The 18289-nt window shown below is 46.3% G+C and carries 17 protein-coding genes; 15 read left to right on the plus strand and 2 right to left on the minus strand.

From position 1 onward, the window contains the following. The first annotated feature begins 2 nt into the window (after positions 1 to 2). From HI950_RS03635 to HI950_RS36615, 3 genes are read left to right on the plus strand one after another with little or no spacing between them, the layout of a single operon-like run. The gene (locus tag HI950_RS03635; protein ID WP_169081549.1) at positions 3 to 962 is read left to right on the plus strand and encodes an AAA family ATPase; all 960 of its coding nucleotides are present in this window, start codon (positions 3 to 5) and stop codon (positions 960 to 962) included. Positions 963 to 973: 11 nt separating this feature from the next. After that, positions 974 to 2113 (plus strand): DUF58 domain-containing protein, encoded by a 1140-nt coding sequence (locus HI950_RS03640; RefSeq protein ID WP_169081548.1) that lies wholly within the window; start codon positions 974 to 976, stop codon positions 2111 to 2113. Continuing rightward, positions 2110 to 3450, plus strand: coding sequence for a DUF4129 domain-containing protein (locus HI950_RS36615; RefSeq protein WP_169081547.1), 1341 nt, complete (start codon positions 2110 to 2112; stop codon positions 3448 to 3450). The genes HI950_RS03640 and HI950_RS36615 overlap by 4 nt, the downstream gene beginning before the upstream one ends. A 697-nt stretch (positions 3451 to 4147) precedes the next feature. On the opposite strand, the gene HI950_RS03650 is transcribed toward HI950_RS36615, so the two are convergent. Next, positions 4148 to 5122 (minus strand): YpdA family putative bacillithiol disulfide reductase, encoded by a 975-nt coding sequence (locus tag HI950_RS03650; protein ID WP_169081546.1) that lies wholly within the window; start codon positions 5120 to 5122, stop codon positions 4148 to 4150. A gap of 216 nt (positions 5123 to 5338) precedes the next feature. Between HI950_RS03650 and HI950_RS03655 the strand changes: the two genes are divergently transcribed. The 3 genes from HI950_RS03655 (at position 5339) to HI950_RS03665 (ending at position 9763) form a co-directional block, all read left to right on the plus strand. Next, complete coding sequence (locus HI950_RS03655; protein ID WP_169081545.1) at positions 5339 to 5881, plus strand: ADP-heptose synthase; 543 nt, start codon at positions 5339 to 5341, stop codon at positions 5879 to 5881. 312 nt (positions 5882 to 6193) lie between these two features. Further along, positions 6194 to 7939 carry an ABC transporter ATP-binding protein gene (locus tag HI950_RS03660; RefSeq protein ID WP_169081544.1) on the plus strand — a complete coding sequence of 582 codons (1746 nt, stop codon included), beginning with the start codon at positions 6194 to 6196 and terminating at the stop codon, positions 7937 to 7939. A 15-nt stretch (positions 7940 to 7954) separates the two neighbouring features. After that, positions 7955 to 9763, plus strand: coding sequence for an ABC transporter ATP-binding protein (locus HI950_RS03665; protein WP_169081543.1), 1809 nt, complete (start codon positions 7955 to 7957; stop codon positions 9761 to 9763). 55 nt (positions 9764 to 9818) lie between these two features. On the opposite strand, the gene xerS is transcribed toward HI950_RS03665, so the two are convergent. Then, positions 9819 to 10913: a tyrosine recombinase XerS gene (gene xerS, locus HI950_RS03670; RefSeq protein ID WP_169082201.1), complete on the minus strand. Its 1095-nt coding sequence runs from the start codon at positions 10911 to 10913 to the stop codon at positions 9819 to 9821. Positions 10914 to 11431: 518 nt separating this feature from the next. Between xerS and sleB the strand changes: the two genes are divergently transcribed. From sleB to HI950_RS03715, 9 genes are all read left to right on the plus strand, one after another. Continuing rightward, positions 11432 to 12088 (plus strand): spore cortex-lytic enzyme, encoded by a 657-nt coding sequence (gene sleB / locus HI950_RS03675; RefSeq protein WP_169081542.1) that lies wholly within the window; start codon positions 11432 to 11434, stop codon positions 12086 to 12088. A gap of 161 nt (positions 12089 to 12249) precedes the next feature. Continuing rightward, positions 12250 to 12969 (plus strand): DsbA family oxidoreductase, encoded by a 720-nt coding sequence (locus tag HI950_RS03680; RefSeq protein WP_169081541.1) that lies wholly within the window; start codon positions 12250 to 12252, stop codon positions 12967 to 12969. A gap of 26 nt (positions 12970 to 12995) precedes the next feature. Further along, positions 12996 to 13196, plus strand: a complete 201-nt coding sequence (locus tag HI950_RS03685) for a hypothetical protein (RefSeq protein WP_169081540.1) — start codon at positions 12996 to 12998, stop codon at positions 13194 to 13196. A 118-nt stretch (positions 13197 to 13314) separates the two neighbouring features. Further along, complete coding sequence (locus tag HI950_RS03690; RefSeq protein ID WP_169081539.1) at positions 13315 to 14403, plus strand: lactonase family protein; 1089 nt, start codon at positions 13315 to 13317, stop codon at positions 14401 to 14403. A 46-nt stretch (positions 14404 to 14449) separates the two neighbouring features. Next, the gene (locus HI950_RS03695; protein ID WP_317618285.1) at positions 14450 to 14665 is read left to right on the plus strand and encodes a cold-inducible protein YdjO-related protein; all 216 of its coding nucleotides are present in this window, start codon (positions 14450 to 14452) and stop codon (positions 14663 to 14665) included. Positions 14666 to 14809: 144 nt separating this feature from the next. Continuing rightward, entirely contained in the window at positions 14810 to 16123 is a 1314-nt protein-coding gene (locus tag HI950_RS03700; RefSeq protein WP_169081537.1) for a sensor histidine kinase, read from the plus strand. A 24-nt stretch (positions 16124 to 16147) separates the two neighbouring features. After that, entirely contained in the window at positions 16148 to 16786 is a 639-nt protein-coding gene (locus tag HI950_RS03705) for a response regulator transcription factor (protein ID WP_169081536.1), read from the plus strand. A 133-nt stretch (positions 16787 to 16919) separates the two neighbouring features. After that, on the plus strand, positions 16920 to 17387 hold the full coding sequence (locus HI950_RS03710; RefSeq protein ID WP_169081535.1) for a thiol-disulfide oxidoreductase DCC family protein: 468 nt from the start codon (positions 16920 to 16922) through the stop codon (positions 17385 to 17387). Next, a complete protein-coding gene (locus tag HI950_RS03715) occupies positions 17377 to 18282 on the plus strand; it encodes a DoxX-like family protein (protein WP_169081534.1) in 906 nt (301 codons plus the stop codon). Before HI950_RS03710 ends, HI950_RS03715 begins: the two co-directional genes overlap by 11 nt. Positions 18283 to 18289 lie beyond the last annotated feature (7 nt).

Below are 18289 nucleotides of genomic sequence, written 5' to 3' on the forward strand. Positions count from 1 at the left end.
CTATGTCTTTTGAAGCGATTAAACAGTTAACAGAACAGGTGAAGGCGAATATAGGACGCGTAATCGTAGGCAAAGAGGAAGTCGTTGATTTACTGCTCATTGGACTTATTACTTCCGGGCATGTGCTGCTTGAGGATGTTCCTGGCACAGGAAAGACGCTGCTCGCGAAATCACTTGCCAAATCGCTGGCGCTCACGTTTAGACGCATACAATTTACGCCCGATTTACTTCCGTCAGATTTAAGCGGCATACATTTCTATAATCAAAAAATAAGCGAGTTCGAATTTCGAGCAGGCCCATTGTTTACCCATTTACTGCTTGCCGATGAAATCAACCGCGCTACGCCCCGAACGCAATCCAGCCTGCTCGAGTGCATGGAGGAGCGGCAAATAAGCATTGACGGGGAAACGAAGCAGCTGGAGCGTCCTTTCATGGTCATTGCTACTCAGAATCCAGTCGAGAACCAAGGAACGTTTCCATTGCCCGAGGCTCAGCTTGACCGTTTCCTATTTAAAATAAAAATGGGCTATCCGACGACGGAGGAAGGGTTGCAGCTTTTAAAGCGATTTAAAGACCAAGATCCGCTCTCCCAGCTTGAGCCAGTAGCGGACATCGCCGTCATTCAGAAGGCGCAGCAAGCATTCGCGGCCGTCAAGGTGACGGATGATGTGCTTCAATATATACTTCAAATCGTTGAGCAAACGCGTAAGCGCGATGAAGTATCGGTCGGTGTCAGTCCGCGGGGAAGCCAAGCGTTATTGCGCGCATCCCAGGTTCATGCTATTTTGCGTGGACGCGATTTTGTAACGCCGGATGATGTGAAGGCGATGGCAAAGCCCGTGCTTGCACATCGTCTGGCGATTCGAGGCATGCAGCGAAGCGCTAATCAGGCAGATTCTATTATTGATGATATCATTCGATTGACGGCCGTGCCTGCTGAGGCAGGCGTATCGGTTCGTTAGGCGGCCGCTCGATGATCCTATTCTGGTTTATCGTTGCCGCAGTTGGAATCGTATACGTACAGAGCCAAGTGTTCCAGCGATTTGTGCTTCGACGCATCAAGTATGAGCGCCGCTTTACAAGCAAAACCAGCTATCGCGGCGAGCAGGTTGAGCTTATCGAGGAGATGGCCAATGCCAAGTGGCTGCCGGTGCCGTGGCTGCGTGTTGAATCACAGCTATCAACGCACCTGCATTTTCAACAGCTTGATAATTTTTCGGTCAGCAGCGGACAGCTTTACCAGAACCACAAAAGCTTCTTCACCCTTGCTCCCTATACGAAAATAACGCGCAAGCATCGCATTACTTGTGCGAAGCGCGGGTGGTACAAGCTTCAAACCGTAACGCTAACAGGAGGAGACCTGTTTGGTCTATCTAAAGCGTCAGAGCAGCTCTCGCTCTCCGGCGAGCTTCTCGTATATCCGAAGCCTGCTCAGGTGCCTATCCATGAGCTGCCATACCATAGCTGGCAGGGTGATCAATCGGTGCGCCGCTGGATTATTAGCGATCCCTTCATCATTGCAGGCGTTCGCAGCTATCAAGCTGGGGACACCTATAAGCAGATCAATTGGAAAGCAACAGCGAAGACGGGCAATCTTCAAGTTCATCAATATGATTTTACCGCTGATCGCAGGCTTATGATTTATTTGAATGTGGACGATGCGGAGGGCATGTGGCGAAGCGTAACGGATCTGGCACTTATTGAGCGAGGGATCGAGTGGGCGGCCGGCGCGGCTGAAGCCGTCATTCAACAGGGAATGGAGGTTGGATTCGCAGCCAATATGCCTGTTGCAGGCATGAGAGAAAGCGTTCACATCGAGCCGCGCGGCGGACATGAGCATCTGATTGGCATTTTAGAGGAAATGGCAAAGCTGGAGATTGAACGAACGGAGCTATTTCATCATTTGCTTGAACGAGAGGCGATGAGCGGCTACAGTGAGCGAGATGTGTTAATGATTACCGCCTATTGGAACGACGAATTAGAGAAGCAAGCCGATCAGCTTCGGTATAACGGAAATGCAGTAGCCATTTGGCTGCTGACGGAGAAGGCGCTGGCAGCAGATGATGAAGGCAAGCCTCAATCCCAGACCATTAGGGAAGAGGTGGGCGCGTGAATGCGGTGAAAAAGCGAGGTCTCTCATTGAAGACATTGGGACAAGGTATCATAGAATTGTTTTTCTACTTTCCTGTTTTTTTGGTTATCGCTATTTACTTGCTCCCAGAATCCGCTATATGGGCATGGATAGCAACATTGCCGCTGTGTTACTGGGCAGCATCGCAATTGATCGGGAGATGGCCCAGCCTGCGTTACGGCGTGAGGCTTCTGCTAGCACTAGCGATTGGCGGGCTGGATGGCGCATTGGTTGTCGGAGCCTTGGTCAAAGAGGCAGCTATCATACCTCTAATTGTTTGCAGCTTTGCAGCATTTCTCGTAGCATGGAGAGGCATGTCCGCACAATTACGGGACTGGTCAGATTCGTTTCCGAATACGTTGATGTTGAGTGGCGTTATGATTTATGTTGCTGCACAGCCTTTAAAGCTGATTGTGATCAAAAAGCTAGTCGACTATAACGGGATACTGATCGTTTGCGGGATTGCCGCCGTTATATTATTTTTCTTCATTGCGAATGAGCGGCATTTGAACAGCGAGACGATCGATACGGGAAAAACGTCGGCTACACTCGCCTTTAAACGCCAAAATCGTATGTTGATGATTATCGTCGTTGCGATCATAAGCATCCTGGCTTTATTCAGACAAATTCAGCAGGCGATTGAACGATTCTTCCATACGATCATCGAGAGAATCATGAGTTGGCTGAATCGGCCTAAGGAGCAAATCATTACAGAGGAACCTCCCAGCAATGCTGCAATGCCTCAGATGCCGACAGAAGAAGCGAAGCCGCCTTCCGACTTGATGCTGCTGCTGGAGCAGCTATTAAAAGTGATCGGGATCGCGATCGTTATTGCCATCGCATGTATTCTTTTGTATTTCATCTTCAAAAAGCTGTACCATTGGGCGAAGATAATCGCGGCAAAGCTGCGGGAGCGAGGCGCTGATAGCCGCAAAGGGGCAGCAGGCTACACGGATGAAGTTGAAAGTTTAATGACGTTAATTAATTTGCGTGAGCAAATGGGCAACCAGCTTAAGAAGCTGCTGCCGAAGAAACGAACACAAGCTGTGGAGTGGAACGCGCTCGCATCAAATGCGGAAAAAATCCGATATTTATATTTGCGTGTTCTCCGGTCAGGTGCCGAGCAAGGATATCCGGTCAATGCCTCCTTGACTCCTCGTGAAACGGCAGACGATTTGGCGAAATGGAAGGACGGCAAGCTAAAGCAAGTCGGCATGCACCCATTTATCGACATATACGAGGAAGTGCGGTATGGCGATAAGGAGCCGGATGACCAGCAGGTGGATGCCTTAAAGAGGCAATTGGATCAGAAGAATTAGAACGGGTGTTATAAGTTCCTCGTTATTGTACGAATAACTGAGCTGCTCGGAATTGTGAATGAAACAGAAGAAATGACAGGATAAATGGCGTTTCAAATTGGCATTCAATTTGAAACGCCATTTTGATTTATTTTTCGAAAGAAGGTATAAGCAAAAAAAAGGGGGGAGTGCGCCATCATTTCTCGAGTGATGGTTTTATTTCTGGTATTTACAACTGCGATATCGATTCTAAGTGGCTGTGCTGATTCCATCACAGATACGTTGGAGAGGGTTCAATGACAGCCAAACCGAAGGGGCATTCGCTAAAGAGAGCATTTTAGGAAAAGTAGTCGGTTATGAGAGGAAATAAATGGGAATGAGGTTACATGGAGAATGTGGCTAAAGCATTGAAAGCAAGGTTAACGGGAAAAGCTCCTGTTATTTTTAAATATTTCAGTTGAAAATCAGCATTAGTGGATTTACTCCCGTTAATCTGCTGTTTTTTACCTAGTTGGGGCGAAAACACTCCCATAGGTTTTACCTGTTAAATGATCGAAATATAACTCTATTGGAGAATGAGCAGGACACTTTCCTGTTAGATCTGTTCAGCGGCAGCCATAAAAACTACCCATAAGCACAACGAGCCTTAGAATCGCATAGCGACTCTTAAGGCTCGTTTCCATTTTAAATACAGCAGCTATAAGCGGAAGCCAAAAAACTATTTCTTGCTCAGAATATGCTCAGCTATTTTTCGTCCATGATAACGGCCGGATTCGATAAAAATTTCATTCGCTTCATGCCGGGAGGCTACGACGCCTGCGAGATAGATGCCGGGTACGTTGGTTTCCATCGTCTCTTGATTGAAGGTAGGATAACCTTCTTCCTCCATCGTTACGCCGGTTGCGGCAAGGAAGTTGCGATCGGGGTGGAAGCCGGTAAGCGCCAGAACAAAATCATTCGGCAATTGGATATCGCCTTCAGGCCCTTGCACCGTTATCGTATGGTTTTCAATTGCGACCACTTTGGATTGGAACAGCATGTTGATCAATCCATTGGTCACCTTGCTCTGGAAGCCGGGCTTCACCCATGGCTTAATGCTTGTGGAATAATCCTCGCCGCGATAGACGACAGTCACTTCTGCGCGTACGCGCTCTAGCTCAAGCGCTGCGTCGATCGCCGAGTTGCTGCCCCCTATAATAGCTACCTTCATGCCGACGTAAGGATGGGACTCGCGGAAAAAATGGCTGACCTTCTCTAGCTGCTCACCAGGAATGCCAAGCTCGTTCGGATGGTCAAAATATCCCGTCGCAATGACGACATACCGGCTTTTGTACATGCGCTTATTTCCGAAACGGTCTTCGCCATGCAGGATGTAACCATCATCCTCTGCCGTAATGCTAGTAATTGCTTCATACGCCTGCACGCGAACGCGATGTCGCTGAGCGGCAGTCCGGTAATAATTCAAAGCTTCCAGCCTAGAAGGCTTATCATTGGCGGTCGTGAAGGGGATATCTCCTATTTCAAGCTTTTCCGGCGTGCTGAAAAAATGCATATACGTCGGATATTGCGAGATCGAATGAACGATATTTCGTTTTTCTATGACAAGGGGATGAAGTCCGATTTTCTCAAGCTCGATCGCTGCCGCCAAGCCGCAGGGGCCAGCTCCAATGATGATCGCATCTTCAATTTGCATATGTAGTACCTCCTAAAATATGACGAAGCAAGTGAAGCTTCTAGTATATCATCTAACGCTCATTTTACTGCTAGACGCATATTTTGTGCAAATTTGGTGTTTTGACTATCTTGTACAGGCATTGGATTATTGTATAATAATGTGGAACCGTTCTTATTAAACAAATTAGCTCATAAGAAGCTAGTATTCGTTCATAAAATGATTGGAGGAGATCACATGCGGCGGCGTTTTGTAATTGAAGCAGTATTGGTGGCAACGTATGGGCATCTTCTTGTACCTAGCCGTCCAATTGATTTTGTCGTGCCTTATTCATCCATAGCAGAGCTGTATGAAATGAGAGATGGTGTCGATCCGGTCATGGATGACCCCGATGATGATGGGCATGTAAAAATCAAAATAAACGAGCTAATTGCATTTTTTGAGGATTCACTCAATCGGAAAAAAATTGAAAAAGCGATGCAGGTGCCCTGGAGAGAAAGCTCGCCATTGCTCCTCAATGACATGATACAATTTACCGTGGTGCATGCTGTCGATAACGCGCATTATGGCGAAATGTTCGACCCGATTGAAACCGAGCTGCTGCTTACTGGCCTAAAGCTGAATTTGCCTTTGCTCTCAGATCAGTTCGAGTTTCAGGATAAGCTGATTGAAGCCGAGGTACCGGTACAAATTTATGATATAGAGGATTTTGAGTTTGCGGTTGAAGAGGGCATTTCCTCAAACGATATGGATATGCCTTTGGAGTCGGACAGATTCTAAATATTTATTTCCAAATCCCTCTTGCGCAAAGCCGGAATCAGATGTTAAGATTTGGGTGGGTTAGGAAGAAATGAACAATCGGAAAATGAAAAGGGGGGCTTAAGGATGTTTAACAATTGGACTTTTATAAATGTCGGCGGCGTGCAGAGCAACATGCATTTTAATATGTCCAATCAAACATGCCGACCGGCCTGCCTTCGTGCACGGGTGTCAATGTAGCTATTTTGCTTCGTTGACCGCCATCATACGAAGATCTCAAGCCAACTGTGGCTTGAGGTCTTTTTTTGTTTCCTAGAGGAAAGGGGTTGTCCTATGAAAACGCTGTTACGATTGATGATTTACGTAAGACCAAGTGCCAAATGGGTGTTTATCGCTGTTGCCATTATGATTTTAGCGACGATATTTGATTTGGTTGCGCCTTGGATTTTAAGAGAAATATTTGATGAAGGCATCGCTAAGCGGGATATGGCCGTCGTAATCGGGCTTACTCTTGCGCTTGCAGGCATTCAGGCACTAAAGAGCGCTGGGATGTTTGTTCAGAGCTATTCGCAAGAGCTTGTCGGTCAAAATGTTGTGTTTAAGCTTCGCAAGGAGCTCTACGAGCATTTGCAGCGGTTGTCATTCTCGTATTATGATCACGCGCAGACTGGGCAATTGATGTCTAGAATGACAGGCGACATCGATGCCGTGAAAAACTTCATCGGGTTTGGCGCGATGAATTTATTTACGGGCATGCTTACCTTCCTCGGAACGATCATCTTCATGATGACGATGCAGTGGAAGGTTACAGTAATCAGCTTGATCACGATTCCATTTATTTTGTTCGTCTTGTATCGCTTTAATCATAAAGTGGGGCCTGCTTGGTCTAACATTCGCGAGCAAATGGGCCGTTTGACGACGACGCTGCAAGAAAACATTTCAGGAATTCGTGTCGTTAAGTCGTTTGCAACCGAGACGGTTGAGCAGCGGAAATTCGCTGACCGGAATGAGCAAAACTTCGAGACGAATATGGAGCGCGCGAAGCTTGAGGCGAAAGCCTTTCCATTAATGGGCTTTTACGGCGGCATTACCTTTGTCATGATGATTTGGATTGGAGCGATCTTTGTCGTTCGGGATGAGATGTCGCTTGGCACCTTTATGGCGTTTCAATGGTACACTTGGGGCATTATTTGGCCGCTTAACATGCTTGGCTGGCAAATCAATATTTTTCAGCAAGCGATCAAAGCAGCACCGCGCGTGTTCGAGGTGCTTGATACACCAATTGATATCGAGAATCCCGCCGAAGGAAAAGATACGATCCATATGAACGGAAATGTGAAGTTCGACCACGTAACGTTCCATTTTGCCGATCAAGATGTTGCCAAGGATAAGCCGATATTGGACGATGTTTCCTTTGAGGTGGAGCAAGGCGAGGTTATCGGTGTGCTGGGAGCAACAGGCTCAGGAAAAAGCAGCTTGATTGGATTGCTGTCACGATTTTATGACGTATCTGGCGGTCAGGTTCTTATTGACGGGATTGATGTGCGGAACTATGAGCTTGATGGCTTGCGTCGAAGCATTGGTATCGTGCCTCAGGAAACGTTCCTATTCTCCGCTTCGATTCGTGAAAATATTGCCTATGGCTACCCCGATGCAACGCAAGCGCAAATTGAGGATGCCGCACGCAAATCGCAAATTCATGCTTTTATTGAGAGCATGCCAGACGGCTACGATACGCGCATCGGAGAGCGCGGGGTTGGCTTATCCGGCGGCCAAAGGCAGCGTGTTGCGCTGGCTCGCGCGATTTTGATGGACCCGCCAATTCTCGTGCTAGATGAAGCGACAGCCAGCGTGGATACAGCGACAGAATCGGCCATACATGAGGCTTTACTGGAAGTTATGAAAGGCCGGACGACGTTCATTATTGCGCAGCGGCTTTCTTCCATTCAGCACGCAGATCGCATTATTGTGCTTGAGAACGGCAGGCTGACCGAGCAGGGCACGCATAAGGAACTAAATGAAGGCAACGGCTTCTTCCGGCAATTGTTTGACCGTCAGAAGCAAATCGCTCATCAATAGAAAAGAGGTGAAACCATGAGCCAAGTTGAGTGGGATTCGGATGCTGACATAGAAGAGAAGCCGTTTAATGGCAAATACATGCGGCGCATGCTCCGGTATCTTGTCCCTTATCGCAAATTAATGACATGGGTCGTTATCATCGTCCTCATTAATATGCTGCTGAGCTTATCAGAGCCCATTATTCTAGCTTATATTATTGATAAAGGAATTTTAGACAAGAATTACACCGTTATCCATGTGCTTGGCGCTGTGCTGCTTGGCATTAAGCTTATTGGCTGGCTTTTTAGCTGGATGCACACGAGATGGATCAATTTTACCGGACAACGCATTTTGTTTGATTTGCGCCAGCAATTATTTAATCATTTGCAATCGTTATCGTTCCGCTTCTTCGACGGCCGTCCTGCAGGAAAGATCATGTCCCGCATTACAAACGATACAAATGCCATTGGCGAGCTAATTAACGGCGGGTTAATAACGATGGTCATGGAAGTGACGCATCTGCTTGGTATCGTCGTTATTTTGGTGTGGATGGATTGGCAGCTCGCTTTGCTTTCCTTTATTATGCTGCCTTTGCTTTATTTTATCGTCGCGAAGCTGCGTCCAAAAATCGAGGGCTCGTGGTCGCGTTCGCGTTCGACGATGTCATCCATTAACGGCAACTTGAACGAAACGATTCAAGGAATACGCGTTATCCAAGCCTTCTCCCGCCAGCGGACGAACAATGAACGTTTTAATGGCATCAATACGAGGAACAAGCAAGCGTTCATGCGAGCCATTACACTAGAATCCACCGTATATCCGCTGGTCGAAATGATTGGGATGATCGGAACCTGTATCGTCGTTTGGTTTGGAGCGATGCGCGTTATGGAAGGTGTGCTCACGCTTGGTTTTATTATGGCGTTCATCAACTACTTGTGGCGCTTCTGGGGACCGCTCAGCGCATTGTCTAAGGTTTACAGTCAGTTGCTTTCGGCAATGGCTTCCGCAGAGCGGATTTTTGAAGTGCTGGATACCGACCCGGAAGTGAAGAACAACAGAGAGGCTCGCGAGCTGCCGCAGGTTCGCGGTGAAGTTTCGTTCGAGAACGTTTCCTTCCGATACGAGGAAAATAAGCCTAACGTGCTGCATCATGTTTCCTTTCATGTGAAGCCCGGACAACGGGTTGCTTTGGTTGGACCAACCGGAGCTGGGAAAAGCACGATCGTCAATTTATTGATGCGGTTTTATGATGCATCTGAGGGCTCAGTTCGCATCGATGGAATGGACGTCAAGCAGGCTACGCTTGAATCCTTGCGGAAGCAAATGGGGATCGTTCTCCAGGATTCCTTTATTTTCGCTGGTACGGTAGAAGAAAATATGCGTTACGGCAACGAGGACGCTACCGAGGAGCAGCTTCTAAAAGCAGCGGAAAGCGTTAGGCTCGATCGTGTTGTCGCCAAGCTCTCGGACGGCTATCAGACAGAGCTTGAGGAGCGGGGCTCGAAGCTTTCGGTAGGGCAGAGGCAACTGCTTGCATTTGGCCGCGTGCTGCTGTCCGATCCGCGAATTCTCATACTAGACGAAGCTACATCAAGCGTCGATACGGAGACGGAGCAGCATATTCAAGCGGCATTACAGACGCTTCTGGCTGGCAGAACGGCATTTATTATTGCGCATCGCTTATCTACAATCAAGGACGCCGACCTGATTTTGGTTGTGGAGGATGGGCGAATTGCCGAACAGGGCTCGCACGCAGAACTAATGAAGCGAGGCGGCATTTATGCCAATCTTATCCTTACGCAGCTTTCGATGCAGGAATCCGTTATTTTGCAAACGAGCTCCTAAGCGGATAGGAGTGATAGAAAAAAAGAGGGCAGGCAAGGCAAGCGTGAAGGATACGCTAGCTTGACTCGTCCTCTTTTTTCGTGCGATCGATTGCCTGAGCCATCGTTTTGTCCGTCAAATGGGCATAAATCTGTGTTGTCTCCGGAGAGGCATGCCCTAGCTGTTCTTGGGTTTTGTAGATGTCATTCCGCAGATAATAATCGGTTGCGAAGCTATGTCTTAGCTTATGAACGGATAAGTACGGCTTGCCAAAGCGCTTTGCGTATTTGATGACCATCTCCTGGATGGCTCTTTTCGTCATTCGCGAGCCTTCTTGCTTGCCGTTGGCAATCGCGAGAAACAAAGCTTTCTCACGCTTCGGAGCCTTATATCGCACCTCGCGCAGCGTGAGATAGGCTTGCAAATCCTCAACCGCCTCTTGCCGAAAATAAACGGGAGTTTTGAACGTATCATCGTTTTTACCTTTGCGATAAACGTAGGACAGCTTTTTCTTAAGATCAATATCATCTACGTTCAAATTTACAAGCTCCGAGACGCGCAGGCCTGAATGCAAAATAAAGCTGATGATACACGCATCTCGCGTCATATTTAATTCATAAGCGTAGAGCGCTTGCTTATTTGAGGCAACATCAACCCCGTAATAATGTTTAATATAAGCCATAAACTCCGAGATTTCTTCCTCTTGAAGCAGCTTGCCCTCCAGCTTAGCCGCTGTATCCTTAGGCTTATGCGTGCGCTTAATCGCTACCTTCGCCATCACGTTTCGCTTCAGCAGCGGGTAAAATTCTTCATCCTCCGCAATCTGGCTCAAATAATGAAACAAGGAACGAAGGGAGGAGAGCTTGCGGGATATGGTAGTCTTGCTGTTTCGCTCCTCCTTGTATGTCGATAAGTACATACGAAAGCCATCAATGCTGTCCATATGCAGCTTTTCCAGCTCCAACAAAGCTACATCCTTCATTTTTGTCGCTTCGGACAGTCCCTCTGCCATCAACCAATTTAGAAACGTTTCATAATCCCTCATATATTCGACGAGCGAGGAGGGCGACAGATCCGGCAGCTTATAATTAATGAATTTTTCGATATACCAGGGCATGGAGGGGAGCCGTTTTTCGAGCTCTTCACGATCCTTCTGTTTTAAAATATTGATATAAATCCACCTCCTGTAAATAAACGGAAAACTAATTAACGACATTAAAAGAACATAATAATAGTTATGTAAACAAATGAAGTTTGTTCATATGGACTTGAATAGATTCATTGTAACAATAGAGACAGAGGTGGACAACGTAAATAGGGATATACAGCCAAAAAAAACAAGCCTCTTCATCAAAGACTTGTTTTTATGCAATCGCATTTAGATGTTAATTGCTGTGAAACGTTGTTTTAGAAATGGAGGGCATTCGATCTCATCAAGGAGTACAGATGCATAAATCCTCCATGCTGAGCTTGCTCTCAAGGCTTTAGTTATAGGCTGCTCATAAGTCAATTTTTGTTTCAAAAAAAGTTGGATTTGTAAATTAGTAAATATATGTAATTGTTTAATCACGGTTACATTTCAAATATAACTGTGCTAAAATCGAACGAACCAGTCGACCGGTTACCAATCTGTTTGCATTTCGCATAAAATTTGTGTGTTTTATTAGAATAGGGAGGTTCTTTCTTGCAATGAAAATAAAATTCATAACATATATGATGTCTCTTATTGTTGTATTTATGATGGCATTTGGCATTCCGATGCAAGCTGCGCATGCTGCTTCGCCAGCCACGTTAAAGGTCGGAAGTACGGGTCCTGACGTGCCTGATTTGCAATATCGTTTAAAAACGTTAGGTTATTTTAATACCGATGTTACAACCTACTTTGGCAAAACGACGTTGGAGTCACTGAAACGTTTCCAGAAGGCATACGGTATCACCGTTGATGGCGTTGCCGGGAAAAAGACATGGGAAACGCTGAAGAAGGTTTCGGTAAACAAGGCAGAGCTGGACATGCTGGCAAAAATCATTTATGCCGAAGCGCGAGGCGAATCATATAAGGGACAGGTAGCAGTGGGTGCAGTGGTTATGAATCGCATGGCTTCTTCCGGCTTCCCTAATTCCGTCAAAGGCGTGATTGAACAGCCAAGAGCTTTCACCGCTGTCGACGATGGTCAGTATAAGCTTAAGCCGGACAAAACATCCTATAAGGCGGCACAGGATGCGGTTAAAGGCTACGATCCAACGAACGGGGCGCTATATTACTTCAATCCAAAGACGGCAACATCCGAATGGATCTGGTCTCGCAAGCAAACCATTAAGATTGGTCGACATGTTTTCGCAGTCTAAAAGTAAACGATGCAAATCGGCAGGTAATTATAGCTTGCTGACAGCATCGTTTTTTTATGTGCGATAATTGGCAAAACGTAGTTTTCAAACTCGTAACCAAACATGTTACAATAGGAAAGAGAGCATCAGCTTTTTTCGAAAAATTATCGGAGGTGTCTGTTATGAAGGTAGAAATTTGGTCGGATTATGTATGTCCGTTTTGTTATATAGGTAAAAGAAAGTTCGAGCAAGCGCTCGAGAAATTTGCGCATAAGGATCAAATCGAGATCGTATTTCGCAGCTTTGAGCTTGATCCAAGCGCTGATCCTAATTCCAATATAAGCACATACAGCATGCTTGCGTCGAAATACGGGATGAGCATCGAGAAGGCAAAAGAAACGACGGTTAATGTCGCGGAGCAAGCAGCAGCCGTTGGCATAACCTTTCATTTCGACGGTACGATGGAAACAAACTCGTTTGACGCGCACCGCGTTGTTCATTTTGCAGCACAGCAGGGCAAGGATAAAGAAATGTCAGAAAGGCTCTTCAAAGCCTATTTCACAGATGGAGAAAATGTCGGCAATCGCGAGCGTCTAGCTGTGCTTGCTGCTGAAGTTGGACTGGATGCTGCGGCTGTAACCCAAATGCTCGAAACGGAACAGTTCAAAGATGCTGTTCGCGGAGAAGAAGAGGAAGGCAGCAAGCTTGGCATTCGCGGCGTTCCTTTCTATGTCTTTGACCGCAAATATGCCGTTTCAGGCGCTCAATCACCAGATGTGTTTTTGGATACGCTAAGAAAAGCATGGGAGGAGAAGCATCCTGCGTTTATTCAAGTAAACGATGGGGATGCCGACGCTCTATGTACAGATGGGTATTGTGTTCCGGATTCGTCAAAATCCTAACCAGCAGACGGTGAGGCGGACGTAATATGGATGAATCAACGATACAGAGCAGCTGCCACATTGTGAGGGTTGGCAAAATCACAAGACTTGATGAGCAAGCTGCCAATATTTTAATTAACGGAAAAAAAATAAAAGTTCCCATTGCTAAGGTCGCCGAGGAAGTTTGTCTCGGCGATTTAGTCGTCTGGGCAGGCAGCAGTTGGAAACGAAAAACAAGCATATCCTAATGCCTAAATGAAGAACTTAATTGTCTGGAATGCGATCACGACTTATAATAGATAACGGTGAAGTAGTCAGACGCTCGTACTCGTGCTCTGATACGCTAACGTTAAGGGGGAATTATTCGTGACAGTTGAACAGCAACGACTGCTAGTGTTCGCAGGCTCATATGCGGAAGCGGAGGAAAGCGGCGTTTACGTGTATGCTTTCGATGAAGAATCGGGCACATTAACGTTGACAGACGAGTTCGTAGGCCTCAAAAATCCTACGTTTCTGAATGTTGATGCAAACCGTAAGCTTTTGTACGCCATCGCTGAGACCGTGAATCAAGAAGGACAGAAGGTAGGCGAAGCTGCCTCATTTTCGATTGACGCCGCCAAAGGCTCGATTCAAATCAAGAACCGCGCGATAACGGTTGATTCGACGACCTGCCATATTCAGCGTGATGCAGACAGCCGGTTTTTAACGGTTACAAGCTACCATGGCGGGATGATTGGTCTCATTTCCATTACCGAAGATGGAGCTATTGGGGAAGTGCTTGACGTTCAGCAGCATGAAGGCAGCAGCCAGCATCCTGAGCGCCAGGATCGTCCGCATCCTCATTCCTCATTCTATAGCCCAGATGGCCGATATTTACTTATTTCGGATTTAGGACTTGATCGCATCGTTACATACGCTTTGGATGCTGCAAACGGCAAGCTTGTGCGTCAAAGTGAGGTTGCGCTGCAGCCTGGTGCCGGCCCTCGCCATTTGTCGTTTCATCCAAACGGTAAGTTCGTCTATGTCATTAATGAGGTGGATTCAACTATAACCTCGTTTGCATACGGTAGTGAGACCGGTGAGTTAACGACATTGGAAACCGTAAGCACACTGCCAGATACTTTTAAAGATGAGAATTCATGTGCCGAAATTACGATTTCTGCAGACGGCAAATATGTGTATGGGTCTAATCGCGGGCATGATAGCATTGTCGTATACGCGATTGATGCTAAGACAGGATTATTATCGCTTGTTCAGCATATCTCGGTAGAGGGCGGTCATCCACGCCATTTTGCTTTGACGCCAAGCGGACGTTATTTGCTTGCTGCCAATCGGGATACGAATAATATTGCCGTCTTCACGGTTGACAAAGATAATGGGAAGTTAACATATACCGGCAAAAGCGTCACGGTGTCGAAACCAGTATGTGTCGCTCCTGTTTATTTAACGTTATAAATGATTAATGCCATTAGTAAAGAAGAGAAAAGGGGAAAACAGAGGCGTGGCAACTAGCGAAGAAGAAAAACCGAAATTAAAAGCGACCAAGATATTCAAATGCAAAAACCCGGATTGTAAGGCTTGGGTAAGGGATGAGTTTGCAGATGTAGAGCAAGCTTGTCCAATTTGTAAAGGCCCGATGCTACGCAGCATGCGTCATTTGCCTGCTGTACAGAACAAACCGAAGCCGCAGCCACGCAAACCGAAATCCGATTACTAAGCCAAAATGAAAATCCCAATCCATTCGAAAGAATGGATTGGGATTTTTTTCATGACGAATCGTGGATTTACTGGACTTACCTGTATCTATGTATGATACGATAGTCTGACCATACGATGACGCGACGGAGGACGGTGCCTGAGCATGCTCTTTTATTTTTTAGCCTTATTCACAGCAGCCATTATTGTTATTCTAAACAACCGGAGAAACGAATCGAATCGTTGGGCAGCTTTTTTCTTGTGCAGTGCTTCAATTGGAGGCTTGTCCAATCTAATGATGGATAGCAAGTTTACTGGCGCAGCCGAGCTCCTGCAATTTCTCAATTATACATTTACGCCGTATGGCGTTATCGTTTTTAGCGTAGTTTATTCAGGAGCCATAGATGCTAAGCGCGCCAGAAGCAAAGTTAAATTGTTATTGGCTCTGCCAGTCGCTATTATGGCCGGGTATGAATGGTTAACCGCTGATAAGCAATGGTTTTTCACTATTTTGCTTATATGGAGCGCTCCCTACTATTTGATTTCCTGCTATTTGTTGGTGTCGTCTTTTTGGAAAGAACGGGATGCCCGGTTAAAGCGCAGCCGATTCATTACTGTCATTATCATCGTCCCGACGCTGCTTGCTGTTCTTTTTTTCATTTATATCGCAAAAGTCATTTCTCCTGACTTTGAATTTTTTAATTATATTTCCGTTTTTATGATTTACTCGCTTGCCGTAGCTTTGCTCTGCACGTTTATGTATGGAGTTCTTGGCGTTAAGCTGCGCTTTGAGCATGACCCGCTGGAGGGTACGATGAGAGCGGTCAGTACAGGAGCTGCGCTGCTGAACCATACGATAAAAAATGAGCTCGGAAAAATCGCCATCAGCACCGAGAACCTAAAGCGCTTATATCAAGGTTCCAATGAGCAGTCCAACCTGCATATACAGATTATTGCAAATGCATCCAATCATATGTTTGAGATGATGAGCCGCATTCACAGCCAAATGAAGGATATCGCGCTAAAGGAAGAGCCCGTTCAACTCGATAGGCTCATCGATCAGTGTCTCACGCAGAATGAGGGTTTATTAAATCGATATGTCATAGCCATCAACGTCATTTATGAGCTTCGACCCATCATTCAATGCGATGCCACTCATGTCAGCGAAGCGCTCGGAAATGTGCTGATGAATGCTTGTGAAGCCATGCCGAACGGAGGCGTGATTAGTATAAGATTGGAAACGCATAAAAAAGGGATTATGCTGTCTATTCAAGATAGCGGCATCGGAATATCGGAAGATAAGCTTGGGAAAATATTTGATCCTTTCTTCAGCAGCGGGAAGGGCGGAAAAAATTTCGGCCTCGGTTTATCTTATGTTTATAACGTCATGCAAAAAAGCGGGGCGAAGGTCGAAATAATGAGCCGAGAAGGCCAAGGCACAAAAGTTGCTTTTATATGGCCGCGAAAAAAGCTTCTGTAAAGATTGAATGGGGAGGGTACTGCCTTGAGCCACATTAAAATATTTATTGTAGAAGATGACGCGGATTGGATAAAAGCGCTAACCTCCTATTTGAATCGGGAGCCCGATTTGCTTGTCGTCGGTACAGCTGTGAATTCGAGCGAGGCGCTTCGTATGGCTCAGTCGATACTATTTGACGTTGTTCTGATGGATATCCAGCTGGAGGGCAGCAGGCTGGATGGCATTCAAACGGCGATGATGATGCATGAGCTGTCAGCAGCCAAAATCATTATGTTAACGTCATTAAATGATGAACAATCGATGACGCAGTCTTTTACGGCAGGCGCTGTGCAGTATTTGGAGAAATCTCGCTTTCAGGAGCTTCCGCAGTCGATTCGCAGCGCCTATCATCATCCTGCTCCGATGGAGGCTTTGCTTAAGGAGCTGGCGCGTCTGAAGCGCGAGGAGCAGTTAAAGGAATTGACAGGCGCAGAACGCGAGGTGTTCGAGCTTATCGAAGCCGGCTATACGCAGTCGCAAATCGAACAGAAGCTGTACAAAGCCGAGAGCACGCTTAAAAATCAGGTGAACAAAATGCTGAAAAAATTCGGCGTTCGGAGCAGTAAAGAAGCGATCGAAAAGGTTAGAAGAAGAGGTTTATTCCAGCGAGAGGATAAGGAATAGCGCTTCGTTCATTGCTTATATGGTGAGGGGTACTACGAAATGTAGTACCCCTCTTCTTGTTGTTCTATGAAAGATGGAACTGCCTGTGAGGCGGCACATGCGCTTACAATGAGTAGGAGAGGAAGCGATAAGAATGTATCGGTCTAGATCAGGCAAGGATGAGCCCGCTGTGCTGCTGATTGATGGACAATGCTTGCTATGCAGCGGAATCACACGCTTTGTAGCAAAGAGGGATAAAGCGAGAGCATTTCGAATTGCGATGCTTCAATCGTCAATCGGGGTTCAGCTGCTAATTAGAGGCAAGCTTTCAACGCATGATTTAAATACGTTCGTGATGGTGCATGGAAATCAATATTATACGAAGTCAGATGCTGCATTGCGTGTTTTTCGCATGCTCGGTGGATGGTGGCGGATAGGGTATATATTTATTGTTGTTCCGCGAGCATGGAGAAATTTGGTTTATGATCTGGTTGCAAATAATCGTTACCGGTGGTTTGGAAGAACAGACAGGTGCATGCTGCCAACGCCTGATTTGATCGGAAGTTTTTTGGAACAAGGCATTCAAGCTGTTAACCAGGAGGGGATTCCGGATGAAACCTAAACCGATTTATGTCGAGCTTGATATCCGAGCGAAACCTGCGGAGCTATGGGAGCATACGCAATCGCCAAAGCTGCATGAGCAATGGGATTTACGCTTTTCAGAGATTCATTATTTGCCAAGGCTAACTGATTCAGAAAAACAGCCGTTTTTATATGGGACGAGAATCGGCTTTGGATTAAAAATCAAAGGTAAGGGTGAAGCGTACAGCACGATGGACCCTCAGGCATCTGAGCAAATGTCCGTTTTATCGTTCACATCAGAGCAGCCTATTTCGCTTATTCGCCGCGGAGGCGGTTACTGGAAATACAAGAATGACGGAGACAAGATAACGTTTATAACGCTATTCGATTATCGAACCCGTTTTGGATGGGCTGGACGTTTACTGGATCGTTTTATTTTCCGGCCAATGTTCGGATACGCGACCGCATGGAGCTTCGATCGACTTCGCATATGGCTGGAGGAGCAAGTGCCTCCTTCCGTTATTGCGGAGAGAGCATTGATCCATTATGTCAGCGTTATGATCATGGTGCTGCTCTGGCTCTATGAAGGCATTGTACCTAAGCTTCTATTTCCGCAAGCAGGAGAGCTTTTTTTGCTGCAGCAACTAGGCTGGTTTGAGGGGAGAGAGCTGTTAATGGTTCACCTTATAGGGATTGGTGAAATGGCATTAGCCCTGATTACTATTTTTTTTCATCGGAAAAAGAAAATCTATATGGCTCAAATTGTGATGCTGCTTACTTTAACGCTTCCTGCGCTATTTTATAACCCGCAGCTTCTCATGTCACCATTTAATCCTATGACGCTTGCTATTCCGATGATTGGCTTATGCTTAGCTGCAAGATGGAGTACACGATATTTGCCGCAAGCAAGCCGGTGCAAGCGACAATCCAATTAATAAGCTC

Origin of the sequence: Paenibacillus sp. PL91 (assembly GCF_012935325.2) — a bacterium.
GTDB lineage: Bacteria > Bacillota > Bacilli > Paenibacillales > Paenibacillaceae > Pristimantibacillus.